Origin of the sequence: Streptomyces sp. NBC_00203 (genome assembly GCF_045206325.1) — a bacterium.
GTDB classification, from domain to species: Bacteria; Actinomycetota; Actinomycetes; order Streptomycetales; family Streptomycetaceae; genus Streptomyces; species Streptomyces lutosisoli.
On record NZ_CP108126.1, the window covers coordinates 943,012 to 964,581 of the forward strand.

The window sequence follows — 21,570 nt, forward strand, 5'->3', positions numbered from 1 at the left end:
GCCGCCATGAACGGGCCTGGAGCACTGCTCGACTCGCGCTCGGCGCACACCTCTGCCGAGGGCCGCGCGCTCAGCGGACCTCGAAGTTGCCCATCATCATCATGTCCTCGTGCTCCAGGTTGTGGCAGTGGAAGACGTACTTGCCGCGGTGGCCGTCGAACCGCGTGATGATCCGGGCCTGTTCGGCGGGCCGCAGGTCCAGGGTGTCCTTCCAGCCGTGGTCGAACCGCCCTGGTTCCTTGGTGCCGCGGTTGAGTACCTGGAAGTGCACCAGGTGCAGATGGATCGGATGGTGGAAGTCCGCGTACAGGTTCCAGATCTCGATGTCGCCGAGCCGTGGCGCCGCGTGCACATGGTCCACGGAGAAGGGCTCGCCGTTGATGGTCCAGCCGTGGTTGTCCCCGATCGACTTGGACTGGAAGACCATGTCCCGTTCCCTGACGGCCCGTCCGGGATCCAGCGGCTCGATCACCGAGAGGGTGCGCGGTACGTGGCTGTCGTCCTTGGCCTTGCGCGCGATACGGAATTCCATCACCTGGCGGGTGGATCCCTCGCCGAAGTCGTTCACCAGCCGCACCTTCTGGCCCACGCGGTAGCGCGAGAAGTCGACGACGACCTCCTGCCGTTCGGCCGAGGCGAGATCGAGGTACGGATGGGTCAGCGGCCGGGCGAGGAGCCCCCCGTCGGAGGCCACCTGCACGAACGGCTCGTGCACGCCGTCCGGGGCCGGGTCGAGGCGCAGCCGGTAGCGGCGCGCGTTGGAGGCGTTGAGCAGGCGCAGCCGGTGGCGGACGGCGTCGACTTCCTTGTACGGCCAGGGAGTTCCGTTGACCAGGACGACGTCGCCGAGGACGCCCGCCTCGTAGCCGGAGGTCACCCCCGGCGTCTTGACCAGGTCCTTGTCGACGCTGGGATAGCGCAGGCCGCCGTCCGCCGCGAAGGACCGGTCCATGATGACGAGGGGCAGGTCGCGGTCGCCGTCGGGGAGCGGCAGGGCCCGTTCCTCGTCGTCGGTGATCAGGTGCAGCCCGGCGAGGCCGCGCCACACGCTCGGGCCGGTGAAGTCCATCCGGTGGTCGTGGTACCAGAGGGTGGCCGCGCGCTGGTCGGTGTCGTATTCGTAGGTGCGCGTGCCGTGGCTGACATCGCCGCCGCCGTGGTGCGCGCTCATGTGCGCTCCGCTCGTCGGCAGTATCTGGTCGGTGGGGTAGCCGTCGTGCCGCTGGGCGTTCCTGCCGCCGTGCAGATGGACGACGGTGGGGACGGGGAGTTCGTTGCGGTGCCGTACGACGGTTCGGCGGCCGCGCCGGGTGACCAGGGTCGGGCCGGGGAAGATTCCGTCGTACCCCCAGATCGGGGTGCGCAGGCCGTCGATGATCTCGGCGGTCGCCTCGCGCTGGGTGATCTCGTACGTGTCCGTGCCGCCGGCCGAGCTGGTGGGTTTCAGCACCGGCGGCACAGTCAGCGGCTTCCGGAACGCCTCGGGCAGCGGGACCTGGCTGCGCAGCAGGGTGCCGGTCGATGTCGTACCGCGGAAGCCGAAGGCCAGCACGGCCGATCCGCCGATGGTCAGGGCGGCGGCTCCGGTGCCCAGCAGCAGGGAGCGCCGGGAGACGCGCCCGCTCACGCGGAGGTCCCGGTGTCGGCGGGCTCACCGGCGTGCCGTACCCGCAGGGCGACCAGGAACGCGCCCGCGATCATCGCGACGCCGAGTGGAATGTGCAGGGACAGCAGCCGGGCGGCCCCCGCACCGTTCTGGGCCTGATTGGCCAGCAGCAGGGTGAGCGCCGCCAGGAACGGCCACAGTCTTCCCTTGCCGTGCCAGCGCAGCAGGGCCGCCGTCACCAGCGAACAGAACAGGAGTACGTCGGTGAAGGTCGCCCCGTACTGGTGCCAGCGCAGCGCGTCGTAGCTGCCCGACATGAACTGGCCGGCCAGCACCGCCTGTCCGAAGTACGCCAGGGCCACGACGTACATCAGCACCGCGTACACGCGCCCGTACGCCCGCCTTCTGCGGGCCCGTCCGTCCGCCGTGGGCGACGTGGTGTTCCCGTCCGCGACTTCCGCGCTCATGACTGGAAATCCCCCATTCGAAAAATTGGTACCTACACCGTAGACTCGAACTACGACGTAGACACAATCACATCGCAAGGCCAGAAGTGAAATGAGAACACAGATGAGCGGTCACGAGTCGACTCGTGAAAAAGTGGGCGCCGCACGCACGGGGACCGTCCTGGTTTCCTGTGCGCGACTGCACACGGAGCGGGTCGGGAGAGGGCCCGCTCTGGTGCTGATTCCGGGCGGTGGCGGCGACGCCGGTGTGTACGAGGACGTCGTACCGCTGCTCGCCGAGCGGTTCACGGTGATCACCTTCGACCGGCGCGGCAACTCGCGCAGCCCGTTCGCCGACCCCTCGGCGCCGGTGGACGTGGCCCGGCAGGCGGACGACGTGATCGCGGTCCTGGACCACTACGGCATCGACCGGGCCCATGTCTTCGGCACCAGCAGCGCCGCGATCATCGTGCTGGAACTGCTGGCACGTCACGCGCAGCGCCTGCTCGGCGCGGTCGCGCACGAGCCGCCGCTCGTGCAGTTGCTGCCCGCGGACAGCCCCGAACGCCTGGCCATCGAGGACATCGAGCGGCTCGGCCGGGAGAAGGGACCGCTGCGGGCGGCGGCGGCTTTCGGAGCGATGACGATGCCCGAGCCGCCACGGATGTTCGTGTCCCCGCGGGGCCAGGCGGTGATCGCCGCGACCTCGCGCTTCCTGCTGGCCACCGGCGGCTCCGTGCGCCGCGTCACCGGACGCGAGCCGGACACCATGTCCCGCATCCTGGGCAACTCCGCCCTGCTGATCGAGCGGGAGCTGCCCGAGTTCTGCTTCGCGTACCAGCCCGATCTCCAGGCTCTGCGGAACGCCGGTATCCCCTGGCGCCTCGCCACGGGCCGCGACAGCGAAGGGCGCCCCTACTACCGTCCCGCTCACGTCCTCGGCGAACTGCTCGGCGTAGCATGCGAGGAGTTCCCCGGAGGCCACACGGTCTACCAGCAGCTTCCGGAGGAATTCACCCAGCGGCTGACCACGATTCTGGACCAACTCTCCTCATGAAGACCGACAAGGGCAGCGCGGCGGACACACGGCCGTCCCCGCGCGTCAGACCGGCGCTGAACCGGACGTACATCGCCGCCGCCGCACTGGCCCTGATCGACGCCAACGGCCTCGGCAACTTCTCGATGCGCAAGCTCGGCGCGGGGCTCGGGGTCGACCCGATGGCGGTGTACCGCTATTTCCGGGACCAGGAGGAGCTGTTCGACGGCATCGCGGAGGCGCTCTTCGACGAGCTCGACGTCGACTCGCTGCCCTGGGACGGCACTTGGCGGGCGGTCGCCGAGCAGTACTGCCTGCGGCTGCGCGACACGCTGCTCCGCCATCCGCAGGCGGTCTCGGTCTTCGCGACCCGTCCGGTGCGCTCGCGTGCGTCGATCGACACGGGCGTACGGATCATCGAGCTGCTTCAGGCCAGGGGCTTCACCCCGACCCACGCCCTGCAGATCGCTCGCTGTCTGCGCGAGTTCACCATCGGGCACGCGCTGAGCCTGGCGGTGGTGCGGCTCGGTTCGCAGAGCCGCAGCAAGAAGCCCGCGCCCGAGTCGCCCGCGTACAACGTCCTCGCCCGCGCGGCCGACGACACGGAGATCGACGAACACTTCGACGTCGGCCTCACGGCGATGCTGGACGGCTTCGAGCGGCTGATCTGAACGAGAAGGGCGGCCCCAGGCCGAGGACCGGGACCGCCCTTCTTCAACCACTCAGTGAGCGACGGGAGTTGCCTCCGCGGCGGGCTCCTTCTCCCGCACGGTGGCCGGTCGTGGAGCCAGTACCCGCTCCGCCAGCACCCCGAAGACGAGACCGAAGGCGGTCCACAGGGTCAGCTGGATGGCCAGGGCCGCGAGGCGGAACTGCCAGAGCAGGCTGGCGGAGAAGTCCTTCGGGACCTCGTTGACGGCCGGCAGGAACGCGTACGCGAGGCCGATGGCGAGGACGAAGAACGCGCCCGCCGCGAGCGTCGCGTTCCAGTTGCCCAGGCGCGGCGCGAGGCGCTTGCCCAGGATGACCGTGGCGACGGCGAGCAGCACGCTGAGCACCATCATCAGGAAGTACAGGGTCGTGCGCCTGCCGATGGTGTCGGGGTCGCCGACGGACGGCGGGTTGGCCGGGTACTTCAGGAACGGCACGACGTAGACGGCGAGCAGGCCCGCCGCCGACAGCAGGAGCGCGCTGGCGCGCGGCCCGAACCGGCCGATCCGGCCCAGCGCGAAGCAGTACGCGAGGGCGGCGATCCCGCCGAACGAGACCCCGTAGACGAGGACACCGGTGGCCAGACCGCCGGTGGACTGCATCGTGCGGGAGACGATCTCCATGCCGTGCTCGTGCGAGTGCGCCTCCTCGTAGGCGATCGCCGAGTCCACGCGCGGCTCACCCAGGAAGTAGGCGACGACCAGGGCGAGCAGGCCCGCGGCGAGACCCGCGAGCATGCCACGCACCAGGAGGTTTCTGACAGTTGCGGAATTCATGAGCTCGTACGTTTCCTCTTCGGCGTCAGTGGCAGGGGAAGCCGAGGAGGTGGCGGGCGTCGTGCACCCACTCGTGCACGTTCTCGCCGGACACGAGGGAGGTGGCGCCCTGTTCGGCGCCGACGAAGTAGAGCAGGACCAGCATCAGGATGCCGAAGAAGACCGCCCAGGGGGCGATCGCGCCGATCGGCAGCTTCGCGGGAACGGCGGTGGGGGTAACGGTCGGCTGAGCGACGGACTGCGCCATGGGGCAGAACCTCCTGGGGAACTCGCGTCCCATCGTGGTGGTGCACAGGACGACGGCCGCGGGTCTGACTTGCTCGACCTTCACCACCCCTGGCGGGAGTGGTTCTTGATGGGCTTACAGTGGCGCGACCGTGCCGGATTTCCACCGGACTTCCGCCGAACCGTCGTCAATATCGACGAGACCGTACCGCGTGGCGGGGATTCGGCCAAGGGCGCATGAGGAGCACGGCGTGCGCCCCTCGCCCGGCCGCGTGGCCGGTTCCCGTACCGCACAAGGGTTTCGCACAGGAAAGTGGATGTGTATGACGAGCCGAGTGATCCTGATCTCAGCGGCGATCAGCGAGGCACTGCGCGAGGCCCGCTTCGACGACGGATGTCCGGTCGATGCCTCGGGGCTGCGGCTCGCGCGGGCGGCCGCGGGCAGTGTTCCGGCCGCGGCCCGGCCGTGGGTCTCCCCCACCGTGCGGTGCCGGGAGACCGCGGGCGCGCTCGGCCTCGACACCCCTGAGGACGCACCGGAGTTGGCGGGGGTGGACGTGGGCCGCTGGCGCGGGGCGACCCTCGACGAGGTGAGCGCGAAGGAGCCGGAGGCGGTGGCACAGTGGCTGGCCGATCCCGGATCCGCGCCGCACGACGGGGAGTCGGTGCGGGCGTTCTGCGACCGGGTGGCGGGCTGGCTGGACACGGCCTCCGAGGTCACCGGGCGAACCGTCGCCGTGGTGGAGCCGGAGGTCGTACGGGCTTTGGTGGTACGGGTGTTGGGGGCGCCGGAGTCGGCCTTCTGGCGCGTCGACGTGCCACCGCTGACCGCCACGGAGTTCAGCGGCCGCGCGGGTCGCTGGAACGTTCGCGCGGGACGCCCGCTCGGGGAGCCGGGCTGACCCGTACGCCATCAGGGCGCGTCGTCCCTCACGCGCCCGCCGCCTCCCGCGAGATCCGCTCGAACTGCGCCCCCATCGCCTCGGAGAGCGCCTGGGCCGCCTTCAGTGGGCGGACCATGACCATGAAGTCGTCGATCCGGCCGTCCTCGTCGAAGTGCAGGAAGTCGCAGCCGGTGAGCTGCTTGTCGCCCACCTTCGCCTCGAAGACCAGCGCGTGGTCCCGGCCGTCGGCGCCGGCGATCTCGCGTACGTACCGGAAGTCGGTGAAGACACGGGAGACGCCGCGCAGGATGGCCGCGGTGATGGCCTTGCCCGGGTAGGGCTTGAAGGCGACGGGGCTGGTGAACACCACGTCCTCGGCCAGCATCTCCTCGATCGCGGCGAAGTCTCCGGCCTCCACGGCCTTGCGGAAGGAATGCATCACGCCCACCTCTTCTACTCAACCAGTTGTCTAGGTGCGGATGACATTAATCGCGTGTGTTCGCGGCGTCCAGCCTCGGGGCAGAGCCGCCCGCCGTATTCCCGGAGTGGCATTGGATTCCCTATGCCTGCAAGCGGGTTCCCTATTGGTCACCTATGTCCGACGCGCATACCGTCGAGCACATCGCCGCCCTGACGATCTGAGCGCAGAACGTCAGGGCGTACGGCCAAGAACGCTCCCCAGGTCCGTCAGGGCCCGCTCCCCCGGAGAACACACCATGTCGAAGATCCTTTTCGTGATGACCGGCGTCGACTACTGGACGCTCGCCGACGGCACCCGGCACCCGACCGGTTTCTGGGCCGAGGAGGCCGTCGCCCCGTACGAGGCCTTCAAGGCCGCGGGTCACGAGGTCGTCGTCGCCACGCCGGGCGGCGTCGTGCCGACCGTGGACCGGGGAAGCCTGGCGCCCGAGGTGAACGGCGGGCAGGAGGGCGCCGACCGGATCGCCGACGCCCTCGCGTCGATCGCCGAGCTCCAGCAGCCGGTCAAGCTGGAGGAAGTGGACCTGGACGACTACGCGGCCGTCTTCTACCCCGGCGGCCACGGCCCGATGGAGGACCTCGCGGTCAACGCCGACTCCGGCCGGCTCCTCACCCTCGCGCTCGACTCGGGCAAGCCGCTCGGTGTGGTGTGCCACGCCCCGGCCGCGCTGCTCGCCGCCACCCGCGAGGACGGCGGCAACGCCTTCGCGGGCTACCGGGTCTCCGGGTTCACCAACGCCGAGGAGACCCAGGCGGGTCTCGCAGGCAAGGCCAAGTGGCTGCTCCAGGACAGGCTCGTCGAGGCGGGCGTCGACTTCCAGGAGGGCGAGCCGTGGGCCCCCAAGGTGGTTGTCGACCGCAACCTGGTCACCGGCCAGAACCCGTCCTCCTCCGCCCCGCTCGCGGCAGAGCTGCTGAAGAAGCTGGCCTGACGATGGCCACCGACCGGCTCGACGAGGTCCTCGACGCCGCCTACGAGTGCCTGACCAGGTACGGCGTACGGCGCACCACGATGGACGACATCGCCTCCACCATGGGCGTGTCCCGGTCAGCGGTCTACCAGTACGTGCGTGGCAAGGACGACGCCTTCCGCCGCCTCGCCGGACGCCTGCACGAGCAGGCGCTCGGCCGGGCCCGGCAGGCGGCCACCGAGGACGCCCCGCACACCGAACGCGTCCGGGGCGTCCTCGCCGCCAAGCTCGACCTGGTGGGCCGACTGGCCGGGGACTCCCCGCACACGGCCGAACTCCTCGACGCGAAGGCCCGGTTGTTCGGTGACATCTGCCACGACTTCACCGGCGAACTGCGCCGCCTCCTGATCACCCTCTTCGCCGAGGCGGACTCCCTGGCCGGCGTCGAGCCCGCCGAGGCCGCCGACATCTGCCTCGCCCTGGTCGTCGGCCTGGAGTCGGCGCCCGAGGGCAGACATCTGCTGCTCCCGGCGACCGACGCCCTGCTCACCGGATTGCTGGGAGCCCCGCTCGGTTCAGGGGGTTTCCGGTAATCCCTGGTCAGGGGTGTGCTCGCGGCCCGGAAGCAATACCCGCCGGACCGGCCTAGCCTGGAGGAATGGGCGGTGACCTCGTCACGCTGTTCCTGGCCGGTGACGTGATGCTCGGCCGCGGAGTCGACCAGATACTTCCGCACCCCGGCGATCCGAAGCTGCCGGAGTCGTACATCAAGGACGCCCGCGCCTATGTGGAGCTGGCCGAGGCGGCGAACGGCATGATTCCCCAGCCGGTCGGCTTCCCCTGGCCGTGGGGCGACGCTCTGGACGTGCTCGACGCGGCGGCGCCCGACGCCCGGATCCTCAACCTGGAGACCGCCGTCACGCGGAACGACGAGATCGCGCCCGCCAAAGAGGTCCACTACCGGATGCACCCGGCCAACCTGCCCGCCCTGGCCGCCGCCCGTCCGCATGTCTGCGCCCTGGCCAACAACCATGTGCTGGACTACGGCCGCCGCGGGCTGGAGGAGACCCTCGATTCCCTGGCGGACGCGGGTCTTCGCTCGGCGGGGGCGGGCCGGGACGCCGAGGAGGCCCAACGTCCCGCGATCGTCCCCGTCGCCGGTGGCCGGCGCGTCCTGGTCCTCTCCGTGGGGATGGCCTCCAGCGGCATACCCCGCGGCTGGGCCGCCACAGCGGAGCGCAGCGGGGTCGACTTCGTCGCCGAGCCGTCGGATGCCGCCGCGGCCGGGATCACCGCCCGGCTGCGCCCGGCCAGGCGGCCCGGCGACATCGTGGTCGTCTCGGTCCACTGGGGCTCCAACTGGGGCTATCTCATCCCGCGTGACCAGGTCCGCTTTCGGCCATGCGCTCATCGACGGCGGCGCGGACGTCGTGCACGGGCACTCCTCGCACCATCCGCGGCCGTTGGAGTCGTACCGGGGAAAGCTCATCACCCACGGCTGCGGCGACCTGATCAACGACTACGAGGGCATCGGCGGCCGCGAGGAGTACCGGGACGACCTCCGGCTGCTGTACTTCGTCACCGTGAACCCGGACGACGGCAGATTCCACGACGTGCGCATCACCCCGATGCGGGCCCGGCGGATGCGGCTGGAGCGCGCGACGGCCGAGGACGCGCGGTGGGTGCGGGACGTTCTGGACCGGATCAGCCGGGCCTACGGCTCACGCGTCGAACGCAGCCCGGACGACACCCTCACCGTCCGGCCGTCCCAGCGGCCGCGGGAGTGAGCGGCACGGACTTCACTCGGGACCCGAGGACCTGACCTCACCCGGAAGGCGACCATGTACTTCACCGACCGAATCGAAGCGGGCCGGCGGCTCGCCGCCCGGCTGCACCATCTCAAGGGCGAGGACCTGGTGGTCGTGGGACTCCCCCGCGGCGGCGTCGTGGTCGCCGCGCAGGTCGCCGAGGCCCTCGGCGCTCCGCTCGACGTCTGCCTCGTACGCAAACTGGGGGTGCCCTTCCAGCCGGAGCTGGCCATGGGCGCGATCGGCGAGGAGGGCGTGCGCGTCATCAACGACAAGGTGGTGCGGGCCACGGGTGTGACGGACCGTGCTCTGGCGGCCGTGGAGGAACACGAGCGCGGCGTCCTGGAGCAGCGGGCCCGCCGCTACCGGGGCGGGCGGCAGCCGGCCCGGTACGAGGGACGCACGGTGCTGGTGGTGGACGACGGTCTGGCGACCGGCTCCACGGCCCTGGCGGCCTGCCGGATCGCGCGCGCCCGCGGAGCGTCGCGGATCGTGCTGGCGATTCCCGTGGCGCCGCACGACTGGACGGCCCGCATCGGAGGCGAGGCGGACGAAGGTGTCTGTCTGGACACGCCCCAGCCGTTCTACGCGATCGGTGAGTTCTACGCGGACTTCGGGCAGACGAGCGACGAGGAGGTCATCGCCTGCCTGGAGCACAACCGCGCGGCCCACGCCACGTCCGACGCAGCGCCGGGCGCGGGCGGCGCCTCCCCGGAACACGATTCCGCGCCCTACGACAGGGCGGTCCGGATACCGGCCGCGGGCGCCGAACTCGACGGGCGGCTGACGCTACCCCGCGGCGCCCCCGGAGTCGTCCTCTTCGCCCACGGCAGCGGCAGCAGCAGGAAGAGCCCGCGCAACCGCTTCGTCGCCACCGGACTGAACCGCGCCGGTCTGGGCACCCTGCTGTTCGATCTGCTCACCGAGGCCGAGGCGGTGAACCGGGACAACGTGTTCGACACGGCACTGCTCGCCCGCCGTCTGACCCAGGCGACCGAATGGCTGCGTGAACAGCCCGGCACCCAAGACATGGCGTTCGGCTACTTCGGTGCCAGCACAGGCGCCGCCGCCGCGCTGTGGGCCGCGGCGGAGCCCGACGCGGACATCGCGGCCGTCGTCTCCCGCGGCGGCAGACCGGACCTGGCCGGCCCCAGGCTGCCGGAGGTGAAGGCTCCGACGCTGCTCGTCGTCGGGGGCCGCGACCACATGGTGCTGGACCTCAACCGGCAGGCCGCGGCACGCCTGAACTGCGAGCATCAGCTGGCCGTCGTCCCCGGTGCCACTCATCTCTTCGAGGAACCCGGCACCCTGGAATCGGTCACCGAGCTGGCCACGGACTGGTTCGGCAGACACCTCGCCTGATCCGGAAGTCAGACCGACCGGGACCACAACGTCAATCGGCGTCGCTGACCACCCGTGCCCCGGCCACCCCGGCACCGGCACCGGCCTGACCGCGCGGTGATGCCGTCGTGCCGCGGACTTCGAGGGCCGGAGCGGTGAGGACGACCTCGCCGGGGCGGGCGGGGTCGTCGATCCGGTCGAGAAGGCACTGCGCGGCGCGCCGGCCGACGTCGTGGCCGGCGCTGTCCACGGTGGTGAGCCACAGGTGCCGCAGGCGTGAGAGGTACGTGTTGTCGTAGCCGACGAGGGAGAGGTCGCGCGGCACCTGAAGGCCGAGCTCCTCGGCGGCCGACAGGGCGCCGACACAGGCGATGTCGTTGAACGCGAAGACGGCGGTGGGCCGTTCAGGGGCGCTGAGCAGCCGGACCGTCGCCCGGTAGCCGCCCTCCTCGGTCAGGTCGCCCTGCTCCACGATCGCCTCCTCGGCCAGTCCGTGCTCGCGCATGACCGCCTCGAAGCTGCGGCGGCGCAGCTCGCCGACCATCCCCTGCCCCGCGATATGGGCGATGCGCCGGTGGCCGAGGCCGATGAGGTGCTCCGTGGCGAGACGGGCGCCGCGCTCGTCGTCATTGGCGACGACGTCGACACCGGGCAGCTCGGGCTCCCGGGCGCCCGCGACGACGGTGGGAATCCGCCCGGCCGCCGTGCGCAGCGCCTCCGAGGCCGGCAGGGTGCCGACGGCGATCAGACCGTCGACCCGCAGGTCCATGAAGGTCCGGGTGAGGTCCTCGCCGAGACGCCGGTTGAGGTGGCCGTCGGCGAGCAGCATGTGCAGCCCGGAGTCGTGCAGCCGGGAGTTCAGACCGTCGAGCAGCTCCACGAACCAGGGGTTGCGCATGTCGTTGAGGAGCACTCCGACCGTACGGGTGCGCCGCTCGCTGAGGCTGCGCGCGGCGGCGTTGGGCCGGTAGCCGAGTTCCTCGACGGCGGCCAGCACGGCCTGCCGCTTCTCGTCACGCACCTGGTCGGAGCCGCGCAGCACGAGGGAGACCAGCGACTTCGACACTCCGGCCCGTTCGGCGACATCGCGAATCGTCGGTGCTCTCATGGTCTGGACCGTTCCATACGGCGGGCGAGCTTGTCAAAGGGCTTGACACGTCACAGAACGGCCTTCAATGTGAGCCGGGAACTTGTTGGACCGGTCCAAAGAGGGGCAGTCATGGTGCGTACGCTCGGCGTTGCCGTCGTGGGGTTCGGCTGGATGGGAAGGGTGCACACCCAGGCGTACGCCCGCGTGCCGCACCATTTCCCGGAGCTCGCCCTGCGGCCCGAACTGATCGCCGTCGCCGACGACGTGCCCGGCCGCGCCGAGGAGGCCGCGGCGCAGTACGGCTTCGCCACCGCGGCCCGGGACTGGCATGAGATCGCCGCCGACCCCCGGGTCCATGCGGTCAGCATCGCCGCGCCGAACTTCCTGCACCGCGAGATCGGCACCGCGATGGCGGAGGCGGGCAAGCACATCTGGATCGAGAAGCCGGTGGGCCTGACCGCCGAGGACGCCCTGTCCGTGTCGGACGCGGTGACCAAGGCCGGGGTACAGGGCACGGTCGGCTTCAACTACCGGGGCGCGCCCGCCGTCGCCGCCGCCCGCGAGCTGATCGCCTCCGGCGAGATCGGCACCGTCACCCATGTCCGCATCCGGCTGTTCAGCGACTACGCGGCACATCCGGAATCCGCGCTGACCTGGCGCTACGAGCGGGAGCGCGGCGGCAGCGGAGTCCTCGGCGATCTGGCCTCGCACGGCGTCGACCTGGCGCGCTTCCTGCTCGGCGAGATCGAGGCACTGACCGCGGACACCGCGATCTTCCTGCCCCAGCGGGCCCGCCCGACGGGCGCGACCGCCGGCCATACGCGCGCGGCGGGCGGCGAGCTGGGTCCGGTGGAGAACGAGGACTACGTCAACTGCCTGCTGCGCTTCGCCTCCGGCGCGCGGGGTGTGCTGGAGGCCTGCCGGGTCTCGGTGGGCGAGCAGAACAACTACGGCTTCGAGGTGCACGGCACCAAGGGCGCGGTCTTCTGGGACTTCCGGCGCATGGGCGAACTGGGCGTCAGCCGGGGTACGTCGTACCAGGACCAGCCCGTCAGCACGCTGTACGTCGGGCCCGGGCAGGGCGAGTACGCCGCTTTCCAGCCGGGCGCGGCGAACAGCATGGGCTACGACGACCTCAAGGTCATCGAGGCGCGCAACTTCCTGCGGTCCATCGCTGACAACACCGCGTACGGCGCGACGCTGGTTGACGCGGTTCACAGCGCCGCCACGCTGGACGCCATGTCACGCTCCGCCGAGCTGGGAACGTGGGTTTCACCGACCTGAGCGACGCGCACGGATCGGAGCAACGGACCCGGGCGGAAAATACACTTCGCGCCGTCGAGGGGTCCGTCACAATGACGCGATGATCGGCAATCGGATCACCTACCGCATGGCGGACGGCATACGCGTACCCGGAACCTGGCGGCACGCCTTCATCCGTAACGGCGACTACTTCCTGACCGACCTGTTCATCTACGCGGACGGACTCGTCAACTGCTGGGGCCTGGTCACCCTTGAGGAGTTCGAGGAGAAGCTGCGCAGCGGCTGGGTCGCCACCGAACTCCCGGACGGCGCCAGGGCGTCCGGCCATGAGCTGGCCGCCTGGAAGTTCAGCGAGCCGCGCAGCTGGCACACCCCTGAGCTGCTGCTCGCCGAGGTGCGCGACACCATCGATCAGCTCAACGGCCGCCCGGACTCGACGGAGCGGTGCCTGGCCGCCGTTGACGCGTTCCTCGCCGACCGGACCGAGGAGAAGCGGGCCGTGGCGCGCGTCGCCTACCTCGCAATCCCCGAGACGCGGCGCCGCTACGCGCTCGGCGACATGGACCGCAAGGACTGGCCACTTCGAGTCTTGGTGGCCGGACCTGGCGGACGCATGGAGCGGCCGGACAGAGCAGTCACCCAGGAGATGTACGACGACGCGGTGGCCTACCTCGAGGACCGGGCGAAGTGGATCGCCGAACGGCCCTCACGGGTCCCGGCGGACGGACCCGCGACTCCTGTCGCCCCCGCGATCCACCTCTACCAGAGCTATCCGCTGAAGCAGTCCGACGATCCGGGCACGAAGGCCCTGCGCAACGGCTACCCGGCACCCATCGACGTCGACGGCGTCACCTACCCGTCGGTCGCCTACGCGTACTGGGCCCTCTCGACCGACGACCCCGAAGCCCGGGCCGCGATCACAGGAGCGGACAGAGCGTACGACGCCCAGCAGCTGGCGGCCGGCGCCCGCCGGCGCGACGGCTGGGAACAGGCCCGTACCGCTGTGATGACCGGGCTGCTGCGGGCCAAGTACACCCAGCACCCGCCCCTGGCCGAGATTCTCCTGGCCACGGACGACGCGACGCTCGTCTACGACCACATGGACTCCGACTTCTGGGGCGACAACGGCGGCCGCGGCCGGAACTGGATCGGCCGCCTCCTCGAACTCATCCGTTCCGAACTGCACGCCGGGCGCTCAGGGATCCGGGTGAGCCCTTGAGCTGACGCGCAGGGCCGCGGATCGAGGCGTTGCTCCCGGCGGACCGGGATCGCGTGCCGGCCCGATGCCGCGCCCAATTTTTTGTTATCGGCCGCGTTCCACGACGTCTCCAGTGCGTAGGGCTTCCCCAGGCACCCGAGCGTTAAGGAACCAACTCAGTGACAGCACAGATCAGTCGCCGGAACATGCTGAAGATCGCCGGGGTGGCGGCGGGCGCCGCCGGGACCGGCACGGCCCTCGCGGCGGCCCCGGCATCGGCGGCAGGCGGTGCCTTCGCACACCCCGGGATGCTGCACACTCGGGCCGATCTCGCCCGCATGGCGGCCAAGGTGAAGGCCGGCGCGCAGCCCTACACGGCCGGCTTCGCCAAGCTGACGGCCAACGCGCACGCGCAGAGCACCTGGAAGGCCAACCCGCAGGCCACGGTCTACCGCGGCTCCGGCTCGCCCGAGAACTACCGCACGCTGTACAACGACATCCACGCCGCCTACCAGAACGCCCTGCGCTGGCACGTCACCGGCATCGCCGCGCACGCCGACACCGCCCGCGACATCCTCAACGCCTGGTCGGCCAAGCTGACCAAGCTCGAGGGCAGCGCCGACCGGTTCCTCGCCTCGGGCCTGTACGGCTACCAGTTCGCCAACGCCGCCGAGCTCATCCGCGGCTACGACGGCTTCGAGCTGGCCCGCTTCCAAACGATGATGCTCGACGTCTTCCACCCGCTGAGCGAGGACTTCCTCGCGAACCACAACGGCGCCTACATCACCAACTACTGGGCCAACTGGGACCTGACGAACATCGCCTCCGTCCTCGCGATCGGCATCCTGTGCGACGACCGCACCAAGGTGAACCGCGCCGTCGACTACTTCAAGCACGGCGAGGGCATGGGCTCGGTCAAGAACGCCATCCCGGTCGTGTACGACGACGGTCTCGCCGAATGGGTCGAGGCCGGCCGCGACCAGGGCCACGCGCTGCTCGGCGTCGGCCTGATGGGCACCATCTGCGAGATGGCCTGGAACCAGGGCATCGACCTGTACGGCTACGACGACAGCCGTTTCCTCAAGGGCGCCCAGTACGTGGCCAAGTGGAGCATGGGCGAAGACGTGCCGTTCACCCCGTACACCCGGAAGAAGGGCGCGCCCGGCATCTGGTCGGGCACGGAGACCGCGTCCGCGGCGGCGGGCGTCGACCCGGCCATGGCCCGGCCGATCTGGGCGATGGTCGCGAGCCACTACACCAAGCGCCGGGGGCTCGACGCGCAGTACCTCACGCGGGTCGCGGCCCGGTTCGCGCCCGAGGGCGGCGGCGGGGACTACGGCCCCAACAGCGGCGGCTACGACCAACTCGGCTTCGGCACCCTGGCGTTCACCCGCCCCCGGGCCACCACCGCCGAGGCGACGGCGTCACCGACGCCCTCCGCCACCGCGTCCGGCGCGTCGCCCGCCGGCGGCGCGTCCGCCGCCGCGTCCGCCACGCCTTCCTCCTCGTCGAGCCCGCTCGGCGGGAGGAGCGGCGACCTGGCCGCCACCGGATCCTCCGACCTCCCCGCGTGGACCGCCGCCACCGGCGTCGCCGCCCTCGCGGGCGGTCTGCTCCTGCTGCGCCGCCGCGGTCAGGCCCGTCGCGACGCCGGGGAGTGACCCTCAGGAGCGCACGAGCAGCTGGAACTCGAAGGCGTACCGCGAGGCGCGGTAGATGTGGGTGCCGTACTCGACCGCGCGGCCGGTGTCGTCGTAGGCCGTGCGCTGCATGGTGAGCAGGGCGGCGCCCGCGGGCTCGTGCAGCCGCTCGGCCTCGTCCGGTGTGGCGGAGCGGGCGCTCACGGACTGGCGGGCGCTGTGCAGGGTGATACCGACGGCGCGCATCATGCGGTACAGGCCGGTCGACTCCAGCCGGGCGGTGTCGAGGCCCAGCAGGCCCTCCGGGATGTAGTTGCACAGGGCCGCAACCGGCTCACCGCGGGTGAGGCGCAGCCGCTCCACACGGTGTACGCCGCTTCCCTCGGTGATGCCCAGGGCGGCCGCGACCTCGGCGGAGGCCGGCTCGACCTCGTTGTGCAGAACCTGGGTCGTGGGGCTCTGCCCGGCGGTTTCCAGATCGTCGTAGAGACTGCTGAGCTCCAGTGGGCGTTTGACCTGGCTGTGCACCACCTGGGTGCCCACGCCACGGCGGCGGACCAGGAGCCCCTTGTCTACGAGGGTCTGGATGCCCTGGCGGACGGTGGGGCGGGACAGGCCGAGCCGCCCCGCGAGCTCGACCTCGTTGCCCAGCAGGCTTCCCGAACTCAGCACTCCGCGCTGGATCGCGGACTCCAGCTGCTGCGCGAGCTGGTAGTAGAGCGGAACGGGGCTGCTGCGGTCGAGCGCGAAATCGAGGCCCACGGGCGGGGCGGCTGCCGTCGCTCGTGGGGATCCGGTGGTCCGGCGGACGGGAACCCTTGCCATCGCATCGTCCTGACGGTCGGTCGTGACGTTCGGTCCTGAAGGCGGCCGGTGCGGGAGACCGCGGGTCCGTTCCCGCGCCGGCCGCCGCTCGGGTCAGGAGTGACTGGGGAAGCCGAGGTTGATGCCTCCGTCGGACGGGTCCGGCCAGCGGGTCGTGATCACCTTGCCCTGGGTGTAGAAGGCGATGCCGTCGTTGCCGTAGATGTGCAGGTCTCCGAAGAGGGAGTCCTTCCAGCCGCCGAAGGAGTGGTAGCCGACGGGCACGGGGATCGGCACGTTGATGCCGACCATGCCCGCCTGGACCTCCAGCTGGAAGCGGCGGGCGGCGCCGCCGTCCCGGGTGAAGATCGCGGTGCCGTTGCCCCAGCGGGAGCTGTTGATGAGCTTGATGGCGTCGTCGTAGGTGTCGGCGCGCACCACGCACAGCACCGGGCCGAAGATCTCGTCCTTGTACGCGTCCGCCGTCACCGGCACCTTGTCGAGCAGCGAGACGCCGAGGAAGAAGCCCTCCGCGCACTCGGGGTGTCCCTCGACCGAGTAGCCGGTGCCGTCGACGACGACCTCGGCGCCCTGGGCCGCCGCGCCGCTGACGTACGAGGCGACCTTGTCGCGGTGCTCGCGGGTGATGAGCGGGCCCATCTCGGAGGCCGGGTCGTTGCCGGGGCCGATGTTCAGGCCCTTGGCGCGCTCGGCGATCTTGGCGACCAGCTCGTCGCCGGTGTCGCCCACCGCCACCACGACCGACACGGCCATGCAGCGCTCGCCGGCCGAGCCGTACGCGGCGTTGATGGCCTGGTCGGCGGCGAAGTCCAGGTCGGCGTCGGGGAGGACGAGCATGTGGTTCTTGGCGCCGCCCAGGGCCTGTACACGCTTGTCGTGCTCGACGCCCTTGAGCTGGATGTACTTGGCGATCGGCGTGGAGCCGACGAAGGAGACCGCGACGACGTCCGGGTGCTCCAGGAGCCGGTCCACGGCCACCTTGTCGCCCTGCACGATGTTCAGCACACCGTCCGGCAGGCCCGCCTCGGAGGCCAGCTCGGCCAGCCGGAAGGACGCCGACGGGTCCTTCTCGCTCGGCTTGAGCACAAAGGTGTTGCCGCAGGCGATGGCGAGCGGGAACATCCACATCGGCACCATGGCCGGGAAGTTGAACGGCGTGATGCCCGCGACGACGCCCAGCGGCTGGCGGATCGAGGCGACGTCGACGCGGCTGGAGACCTGGGTGGACAGCTCGCCCTTGAGCTTCTCGGAGATGCCGCAGGCCAGTTCGACGATCTCCATGCCGCGCGCGACCTCGCCGAGCGCGTCGGAGTGCACCTTGCCGTGCTCGGCGGTGATCAGCTCGGCGATCTCGTCGCGGTGCGCGTCCAGCAGCTCGCGGTACTTGAACAGGACCGCCGTGCGCTTGGCGAGCGAGGCCTCGCCCCAGCTCTCGAAGGCGGCCTTCGCCGTGGCGACCGCGGCGTCCACCTCGTCGACGGACGCGAAACCGACCTGCTTCTCCTGGGCGCCGGTGGCCGGGTTGTAGACCGGGCCGAAGCGTCCGGAGGCGGACTCGACGGGCTTGCCGCCGATCCAGTGCGTGATGGTCTTCATGGTGCGGGGGCCTTTCGTGGGCGGGGAGTTCAAGAAGTCGGGGTCACAGGTGGCGGCGGCGGCCGGCGACCTGGCCGTCGTAGCGTTCACGGGCGTGCAACGCGGCTTCGCGCGTGGCCACTTCGGCGACGGGTACGTCCCACCAGGCCGCGGCGGGCGGTGCGGTGGGCGTCGGGTCGGTCTCGACGTACACGCAGGTCGGCCGGTCCGAGGCGCGCGCTTCGGCCAGCGCGTCGCGCAGTTCCCGTACGGTCTTGGCGCGGAGGACGTCCATGCCGAGGCTGGCGGCGTTGGCGGCCAGGTCCACCGGGAGCGGGGCTCCGGAGAAGGTGCCGTCGGCGACGCGATAGCGGTAGGCGGTGCCGAAGCGCTCGCCGCCGATCTCCTCGGAGAGGCCGCCGATGGAGGCGTAGCCGTGGTTCTGGATCAGGACCAGGTTGACGGGCAGGCCCTCCTGGACGGCGGTGACGATCTCGGTCGGCATCATCAGATAGGTGCCGTCGCCGACCAGCGACCAGACCGGCGTGCCGGGGGCGGCCTGCTGGACGCCGATGCCGGCCGGGATCTCGTAGCCCATGCAGGAGAAGCCGTACTCCAGGTGGTACTGGCGCGGGCCGCGCGCCCGCCACAGCTTGTGCAGGTCGCCGGGGAGCGAGCCGGCCGCGTTGATGACCACGTCGTCGTCGCCGACGACGGCGTCCAGCGCGCCGAGGACCTGTGTCTGGGTGGGCACGGCGGAGTCCTCCGCCCGGTAGGCGGCCTCGACCACGTCGTCCCAACGCGCCTTGCCCGCTCCGTACTCGGCCTCGTACGCCGCGTCGACCCGGTGGCCGGACAGCCCCTCCGTGAGCGCCTCCAGACCCGTCCGCGCGTCCGCGACCAGCGTCCGGGCGGCGAGTTTGTGGGCGTCGAAGGCGGTGATGTTGAGGTTGACGAACCGTACGCCGTCCTTCTGGAACAGCGTGTTGGACGCGGTGGTGAAGTCGGTGTAGCGGGTTCCGACGCCGATGATCAGGTCGGCGGTGCGGGCGATGTCGTCGCAGACCGCGGTGCCCGTGTGGCCGATGCCGCCGAGGTCGGCGGGGTGGTCGTACCGAAGCGAGCCCTTGCCCGCCTGGGTGGAGGCCACAGGGATGCCGGTGGCGTCGGCCAGGGCCTTGAGCGCGCCCTCGGCCTCGCTGTGGTGGACTCCCCCGCCGGCGACGATCAGCGGGCGCCCGGCGGCGCGGATCGCCCGTACGGCTTCCGCGAGTTCGACCGGGTCGGGGGCGGGGCGGCGTACGCGCCAGACGCGTTCGGCGAAGAACTCCTCCGGCCAGTCGTACGCCTCCGCCTGCACGTCCTGTGGCAGGGCGAGGGTGACGGCGCCGGTGTCGGCGGGGTCGGCCAGGATGCGCATCGCGTTCAGCGCGGAGGGGATGAGCATCTCCGGGCGGGTGATCCGGTCGAAGTAGCGGGAGACCGGCCGCAGCGTGTCGTTGACGGAGACGTCGGCCTCGACGGGGTGTTCCAGCTGCTGGAGCAGTGGGTCGGCGGGGCGCGTCGCGAAGTAGTCGCCGGGCAGGAGCAGCACCGGGAGACGGTTGATGGTCGCGAGGGCGGCGCCGGTGACGAGGTTGGTCGCGCCGGGGCCGATGGACGTGGTGACGGCCTGGGCGGACAGGCGGTTGAGCTGGCGGGCGTAGCCGACCGCCGCGTGCACCATGGACTGTTCGTTGCGGCCCTGGTGGAACGGCATGGTGTCCTCGCCGGCCTCCAGAAGTGCCTGGCCGACGCCCGCCACATTGCCGTGGCCGAAGATGCCCCAGGTGCCGGCGATCAGCCGGTGGCGTACGCCGTCGCGCTCGCTGTACTGCGCGGACAGGAAGCGCACCAGGGCCTGTGCTGTGGTCAGGCGGCGGGTGGTGGTGCTCATCAGGACCTCTCGGGGGCGGTGTACAGGGGCAGCCGGGGGTCGACCGGCTGGTCGGGCCAGGTATCCCGGATCCAGGCGTGGTCGGGGTGGTCGCAGATCAGCCAGGAGCGGTCGGTGCCGGGGCCCGCCATGACGTTCAGGTAGTACATGTCGTGTCCGGGCACGGCCATGGAGGGTCCGTGCCAGCCGTCCGGGATGAGGACGACATCGCCGTCGCGCACCTCGGCGAGCACGTCGGTGCCGCTGCCGTGGCCCGAGGGCGAGACCCGCTGGTAGCCGAGGCCGGGCGTGCCCTCGCGGGCGGCGAACTCGAAGTAGTAGACCTCTTCGAGCTCGGACTCCTCGCCGGGGCGGTGCTCGTCGTGCTTGTGCGGCGGGAAGGAGGACCAGTTGCCGCCGGGGGTGATGACTTCGACGGCGATCAGCTTGTCGCATTCAAAGACCCCCGCCGCGCCGAAGTTGTTGACCTGGCGGGAGCAGTTGCCGGTGCCGCGCAGTTCGACCGGGACGGCGGAGGCGGGTCCGTAGCGGGCGGGCAGCCGCCGGGTGCAGCGTGCGCCGGTGAGCGCGAACCGCCCGCCGTCGCGCGAGGCGATCGAGACCTGGGCGTCGCGGGGAACGTACGCGAAGTCGGTGACCCCGCTGAAGACGCTCGCGCGGCCGGTCAGCCGGAACGTGTCGCCGCCGACCGCGACGGTGCAGCCGCCGGACAGTGGGAGCACGATCCACTCGCTGTCGCCGGTGTCGAAGCTGTGCCAGCCGCCGGGCGGCAGTTCGAGCACCCGCAGGCTGGAGTAGCCCCAGCCGGCCGACTCGGGGGTGACGTCCACGGTGTAGGCGTCGGCGGTGGCCTTGCCCGCGGGAAGGTGGTGCGTGGTGGTCATCGGGAGTGGCTCCTCTACGGGAATCGGCAGGCCTACGGGAGTCAGAGCAGGCCGACCGCGGTGTCCACCGCGGTCTCCACGCTGCCTTCGGCGGGGTACAGCAGCGACCGGCCGACGACCATGCCCTGGACGGTGGGCAGCCGCAGGGCCTTGCGCCATCTCTCGTACGCGCCCTCCTGGTCCCGGCCGACCTCGCCGCCGAGCAGCACGGCCGGCAGGGTGGAGGCCTCCAGCACCTCGGCCATGTCGTCGGGGTCGTCGGTGACCGGCAGTTTGAGCCAGGTGTAGGCCGAGGTGCCGCCCAGGCCGGAGGCGATGGCGATGGACCGGGTGACGGCCTCGGCGCTCAGGTCGTTGCGGACCGTGCCCTCGACCCGGCGGGATATGAACGGCTCGACGAACAGCGGCAGTCGGCGTGCCGCCATGTCGTCGACGGCGCGGGCGGTGGTCTCCAGGGTCTCCAGCGAACCGGGGTCGTCGTAGTCGATGCGCACCAGCAGCTTCCCGGCGTCGAAGCGGAGCCGCTCGATGTCCTCGGCGCGGTGGCCGGTGAAGCGGTCGTCCATCTCGAAGGAGGCGCCGGCGAGCCCGCCGCGGTTCATGGAGCCCATCACGACCTTGTTCTCCAGGACCCCGAGCAGCAGCAGGTCCTCCAGGATGTCGGCGGTGGCGAGCACCCCGTCCACTCCGGGCCTGGACAGCGCGGTGCAGAGGCGTTCCAGGAGGTCGGCGCGGTTGGCCATGGCCAAGCGGCGGTCGCCGACACCGAGGGCGCCGCGCGCGGGGTGGTCCGCGGCCACGATCATCAGTCGGCCGCTGTCGCCGATCAGCGGGCGGCGGACCCGGCGGGCGGCCGCTTCGGCGATGGCCTCCGGGTGCCGGGCGCGCACCGTGACGAGGTCGGGGATGCTGATACTCAAGACAGGCTCCGTTCA

At 71.2% G+C, this 21,570-nt stretch carries 20 protein-coding genes, 1 pseudogene and 1 riboswitch; of the genes and pseudogenes, 10 read left to right on the forward strand and 11 right to left on the reverse strand.

Going from position 1 to position 21,570, the window contains the following annotated elements; all coding sequences use genetic code 11:
- Positions 1-70: 70 nt before the first annotated feature.
- Both OG975_RS04545 and OG975_RS04550 read right to left on the reverse strand, forming a co-directional pair.
- Positions 71-1,627, reverse strand: coding sequence for a multicopper oxidase family protein (locus OG975_RS04545; RefSeq protein WP_406327599.1), 1,557 nt, complete (start codon positions 1,625-1,627; stop codon positions 71-73).
- Positions 1,624-2,073, reverse strand: coding sequence for a hypothetical protein (locus OG975_RS04550; protein WP_381251570.1), 450 nt, complete (start codon positions 2,071-2,073; stop codon positions 1,624-1,626). The genes OG975_RS04545 and OG975_RS04550 overlap by 4 nt, the downstream gene beginning before the upstream one ends.
- Positions 2,074-2,176: 103 nt before the next feature.
- Between OG975_RS04550 and OG975_RS04555 the strand changes: the two genes are divergently transcribed.
- On the forward strand, positions 2,177-3,109 hold the full coding sequence (locus OG975_RS04555; RefSeq protein ID WP_406327600.1) for an alpha/beta fold hydrolase: 933 nt from the start codon (positions 2,177-2,179) through the stop codon (positions 3,107-3,109).
- The gene (locus OG975_RS04560) at positions 3,106-3,759 is read left to right on the forward strand and encodes a TetR/AcrR family transcriptional regulator C-terminal domain-containing protein (RefSeq protein WP_406327602.1); all 654 of its coding nucleotides are present in this window, start codon (positions 3,106-3,108) and stop codon (positions 3,757-3,759) included. The genes OG975_RS04555 and OG975_RS04560 overlap by 4 nt, the downstream gene beginning before the upstream one ends.
- Positions 3,760-3,810: 51 nt before the next feature.
- Here the strand turns inward: OG975_RS04560 and OG975_RS04565 are convergent, their stop codons facing one another.
- Together OG975_RS04565 and OG975_RS04570 are read right to left on the reverse strand one after the other, a co-directional pair.
- On the reverse strand, positions 3,811-4,575 hold the full coding sequence (locus OG975_RS04565) for a CbtA family protein (protein ID WP_406327603.1): 765 nt from the start codon (positions 4,573-4,575) through the stop codon (positions 3,811-3,813).
- A gap of 25 nt (positions 4,576-4,600) precedes the next feature.
- Positions 4,601-4,822: a CbtB-domain containing protein gene (locus OG975_RS04570; protein WP_405884984.1), complete on the reverse strand. Its 222-nt coding sequence runs from the start codon at positions 4,820-4,822 to the stop codon at positions 4,601-4,603.
- A 36-nt stretch (positions 4,823-4,858) separates the two neighbouring features.
- Positions 4,859-5,023, reverse strand: a riboswitch (cobalamin riboswitch).
- 100 nt (positions 5,024-5,123) lie between these two features.
- Here OG975_RS04570 and OG975_RS04575 point away from each other — a divergent pair.
- Positions 5,124-5,702, forward strand: a complete 579-nt coding sequence (locus OG975_RS04575; protein ID WP_406327604.1) for a histidine phosphatase family protein — start codon at positions 5,124-5,126, stop codon at positions 5,700-5,702.
- A 28-nt stretch (positions 5,703-5,730) separates the two neighbouring features.
- Here OG975_RS04575 and OG975_RS04580 read toward each other — a convergent pair whose 3' ends face one another.
- On the reverse strand, positions 5,731-6,123 hold the full coding sequence (locus OG975_RS04580; RefSeq protein WP_406327605.1) for a nuclear transport factor 2 family protein: 393 nt from the start codon (positions 6,121-6,123) through the stop codon (positions 5,731-5,733).
- Between the two features lie 277 nt (positions 6,124-6,400).
- Between OG975_RS04580 and OG975_RS04585 the strand changes: the two genes are divergently transcribed.
- The 4 genes and pseudogenes from OG975_RS04585 (at position 6,401) to OG975_RS04600 (ending at position 10,245) form a co-directional block, all read left to right on the forward strand.
- Positions 6,401-7,096: a type 1 glutamine amidotransferase domain-containing protein gene (locus tag OG975_RS04585; RefSeq protein ID WP_406327606.1), complete on the forward strand. Its 696-nt coding sequence runs from the start codon at positions 6,401-6,403 to the stop codon at positions 7,094-7,096.
- A gap of 2 nt (positions 7,097-7,098) precedes the next feature.
- Positions 7,099-7,668 carry a TetR/AcrR family transcriptional regulator gene (locus OG975_RS04590; protein ID WP_406327607.1) on the forward strand — a complete coding sequence of 190 codons (570 nt, stop codon included), beginning with the start codon at positions 7,099-7,101 and terminating at the stop codon, positions 7,666-7,668.
- A gap of 65 nt (positions 7,669-7,733) precedes the next feature.
- A pseudogene (locus OG975_RS04595) lies at positions 7,734-8,862 on the forward strand (CapA family protein).
- A gap of 54 nt (positions 8,863-8,916) precedes the next feature.
- On the forward strand, positions 8,917-10,245 hold the full coding sequence (locus OG975_RS04600; RefSeq protein WP_406327608.1) for a phosphoribosyltransferase family protein: 1,329 nt from the start codon (positions 8,917-8,919) through the stop codon (positions 10,243-10,245).
- A gap of 31 nt (positions 10,246-10,276) precedes the next feature.
- Here OG975_RS04600 and OG975_RS04605 read toward each other — a convergent pair whose 3' ends face one another.
- Positions 10,277-11,332, reverse strand: coding sequence for a LacI family DNA-binding transcriptional regulator (locus OG975_RS04605; protein ID WP_406327610.1), 1,056 nt, complete (start codon positions 11,330-11,332; stop codon positions 10,277-10,279).
- Positions 11,333-11,443: 111 nt separating this feature from the next.
- Here OG975_RS04605 and OG975_RS04610 point away from each other — a divergent pair, with 111 nt between their 5' ends.
- The 3 genes from OG975_RS04610 to OG975_RS04620 all read left to right on the forward strand — a co-directional run bounded on the left by OG975_RS04610 (position 11,444) and on the right by OG975_RS04620 (position 15,436).
- A complete protein-coding gene (locus OG975_RS04610) occupies positions 11,444-12,598 on the forward strand; it encodes a Gfo/Idh/MocA family protein (RefSeq protein WP_406327611.1) in 1,155 nt (384 codons plus the stop codon).
- 79 nt (positions 12,599-12,677) lie between these two features.
- The gene (locus OG975_RS04615; RefSeq protein ID WP_406327613.1) at positions 12,678-13,796 is read left to right on the forward strand and encodes an NADAR family protein; all 1,119 of its coding nucleotides are present in this window, start codon (positions 12,678-12,680) and stop codon (positions 13,794-13,796) included.
- A gap of 185 nt (positions 13,797-13,981) precedes the next feature.
- Positions 13,982-15,436, forward strand: a complete 1,455-nt coding sequence (locus tag OG975_RS04620) for an alginate lyase family protein (RefSeq protein WP_406336141.1) — start codon at positions 13,982-13,984, stop codon at positions 15,434-15,436.
- Between the two features lie 3 nt (positions 15,437-15,439).
- On the opposite strand, the gene OG975_RS04625 is transcribed toward OG975_RS04620, so the two are convergent.
- From OG975_RS04625 to OG975_RS04645, 5 genes are all read right to left on the reverse strand, one after another.
- The gene (locus OG975_RS04625) at positions 15,440-16,240 is read right to left on the reverse strand and encodes a GntR family transcriptional regulator (protein ID WP_406327615.1); all 801 of its coding nucleotides are present in this window, start codon (positions 16,238-16,240) and stop codon (positions 15,440-15,442) included.
- 93 nt (positions 16,241-16,333) lie between these two features.
- Positions 16,334-17,836, reverse strand: a complete 1,503-nt coding sequence (locus OG975_RS04630) for a CoA-acylating methylmalonate-semialdehyde dehydrogenase (protein ID WP_406327616.1) — start codon at positions 17,834-17,836, stop codon at positions 16,334-16,336.
- Between the two features lie 43 nt (positions 17,837-17,879).
- Positions 17,880-19,751 (reverse strand): 3D-(3,5/4)-trihydroxycyclohexane-1,2-dione acylhydrolase (decyclizing), encoded by a 1,872-nt coding sequence (gene iolD, locus OG975_RS04635; RefSeq protein ID WP_406327618.1) that lies wholly within the window; start codon positions 19,749-19,751, stop codon positions 17,880-17,882.
- Entirely contained in the window at positions 19,751-20,635 is an 885-nt protein-coding gene (gene iolB / locus OG975_RS04640; protein WP_406327619.1) for a 5-deoxy-glucuronate isomerase, read from the reverse strand. Before iolB ends, iolD begins: the two co-directional genes overlap by 1 nt.
- Before the next feature lie 41 nt (positions 20,636-20,676).
- Entirely contained in the window at positions 20,677-21,555 is an 879-nt protein-coding gene (locus OG975_RS04645) for a deoxyribose-phosphate aldolase (protein WP_406327620.1), read from the reverse strand.
- Between the last annotated feature and the right edge of the window lie 15 nt (positions 21,556-21,570).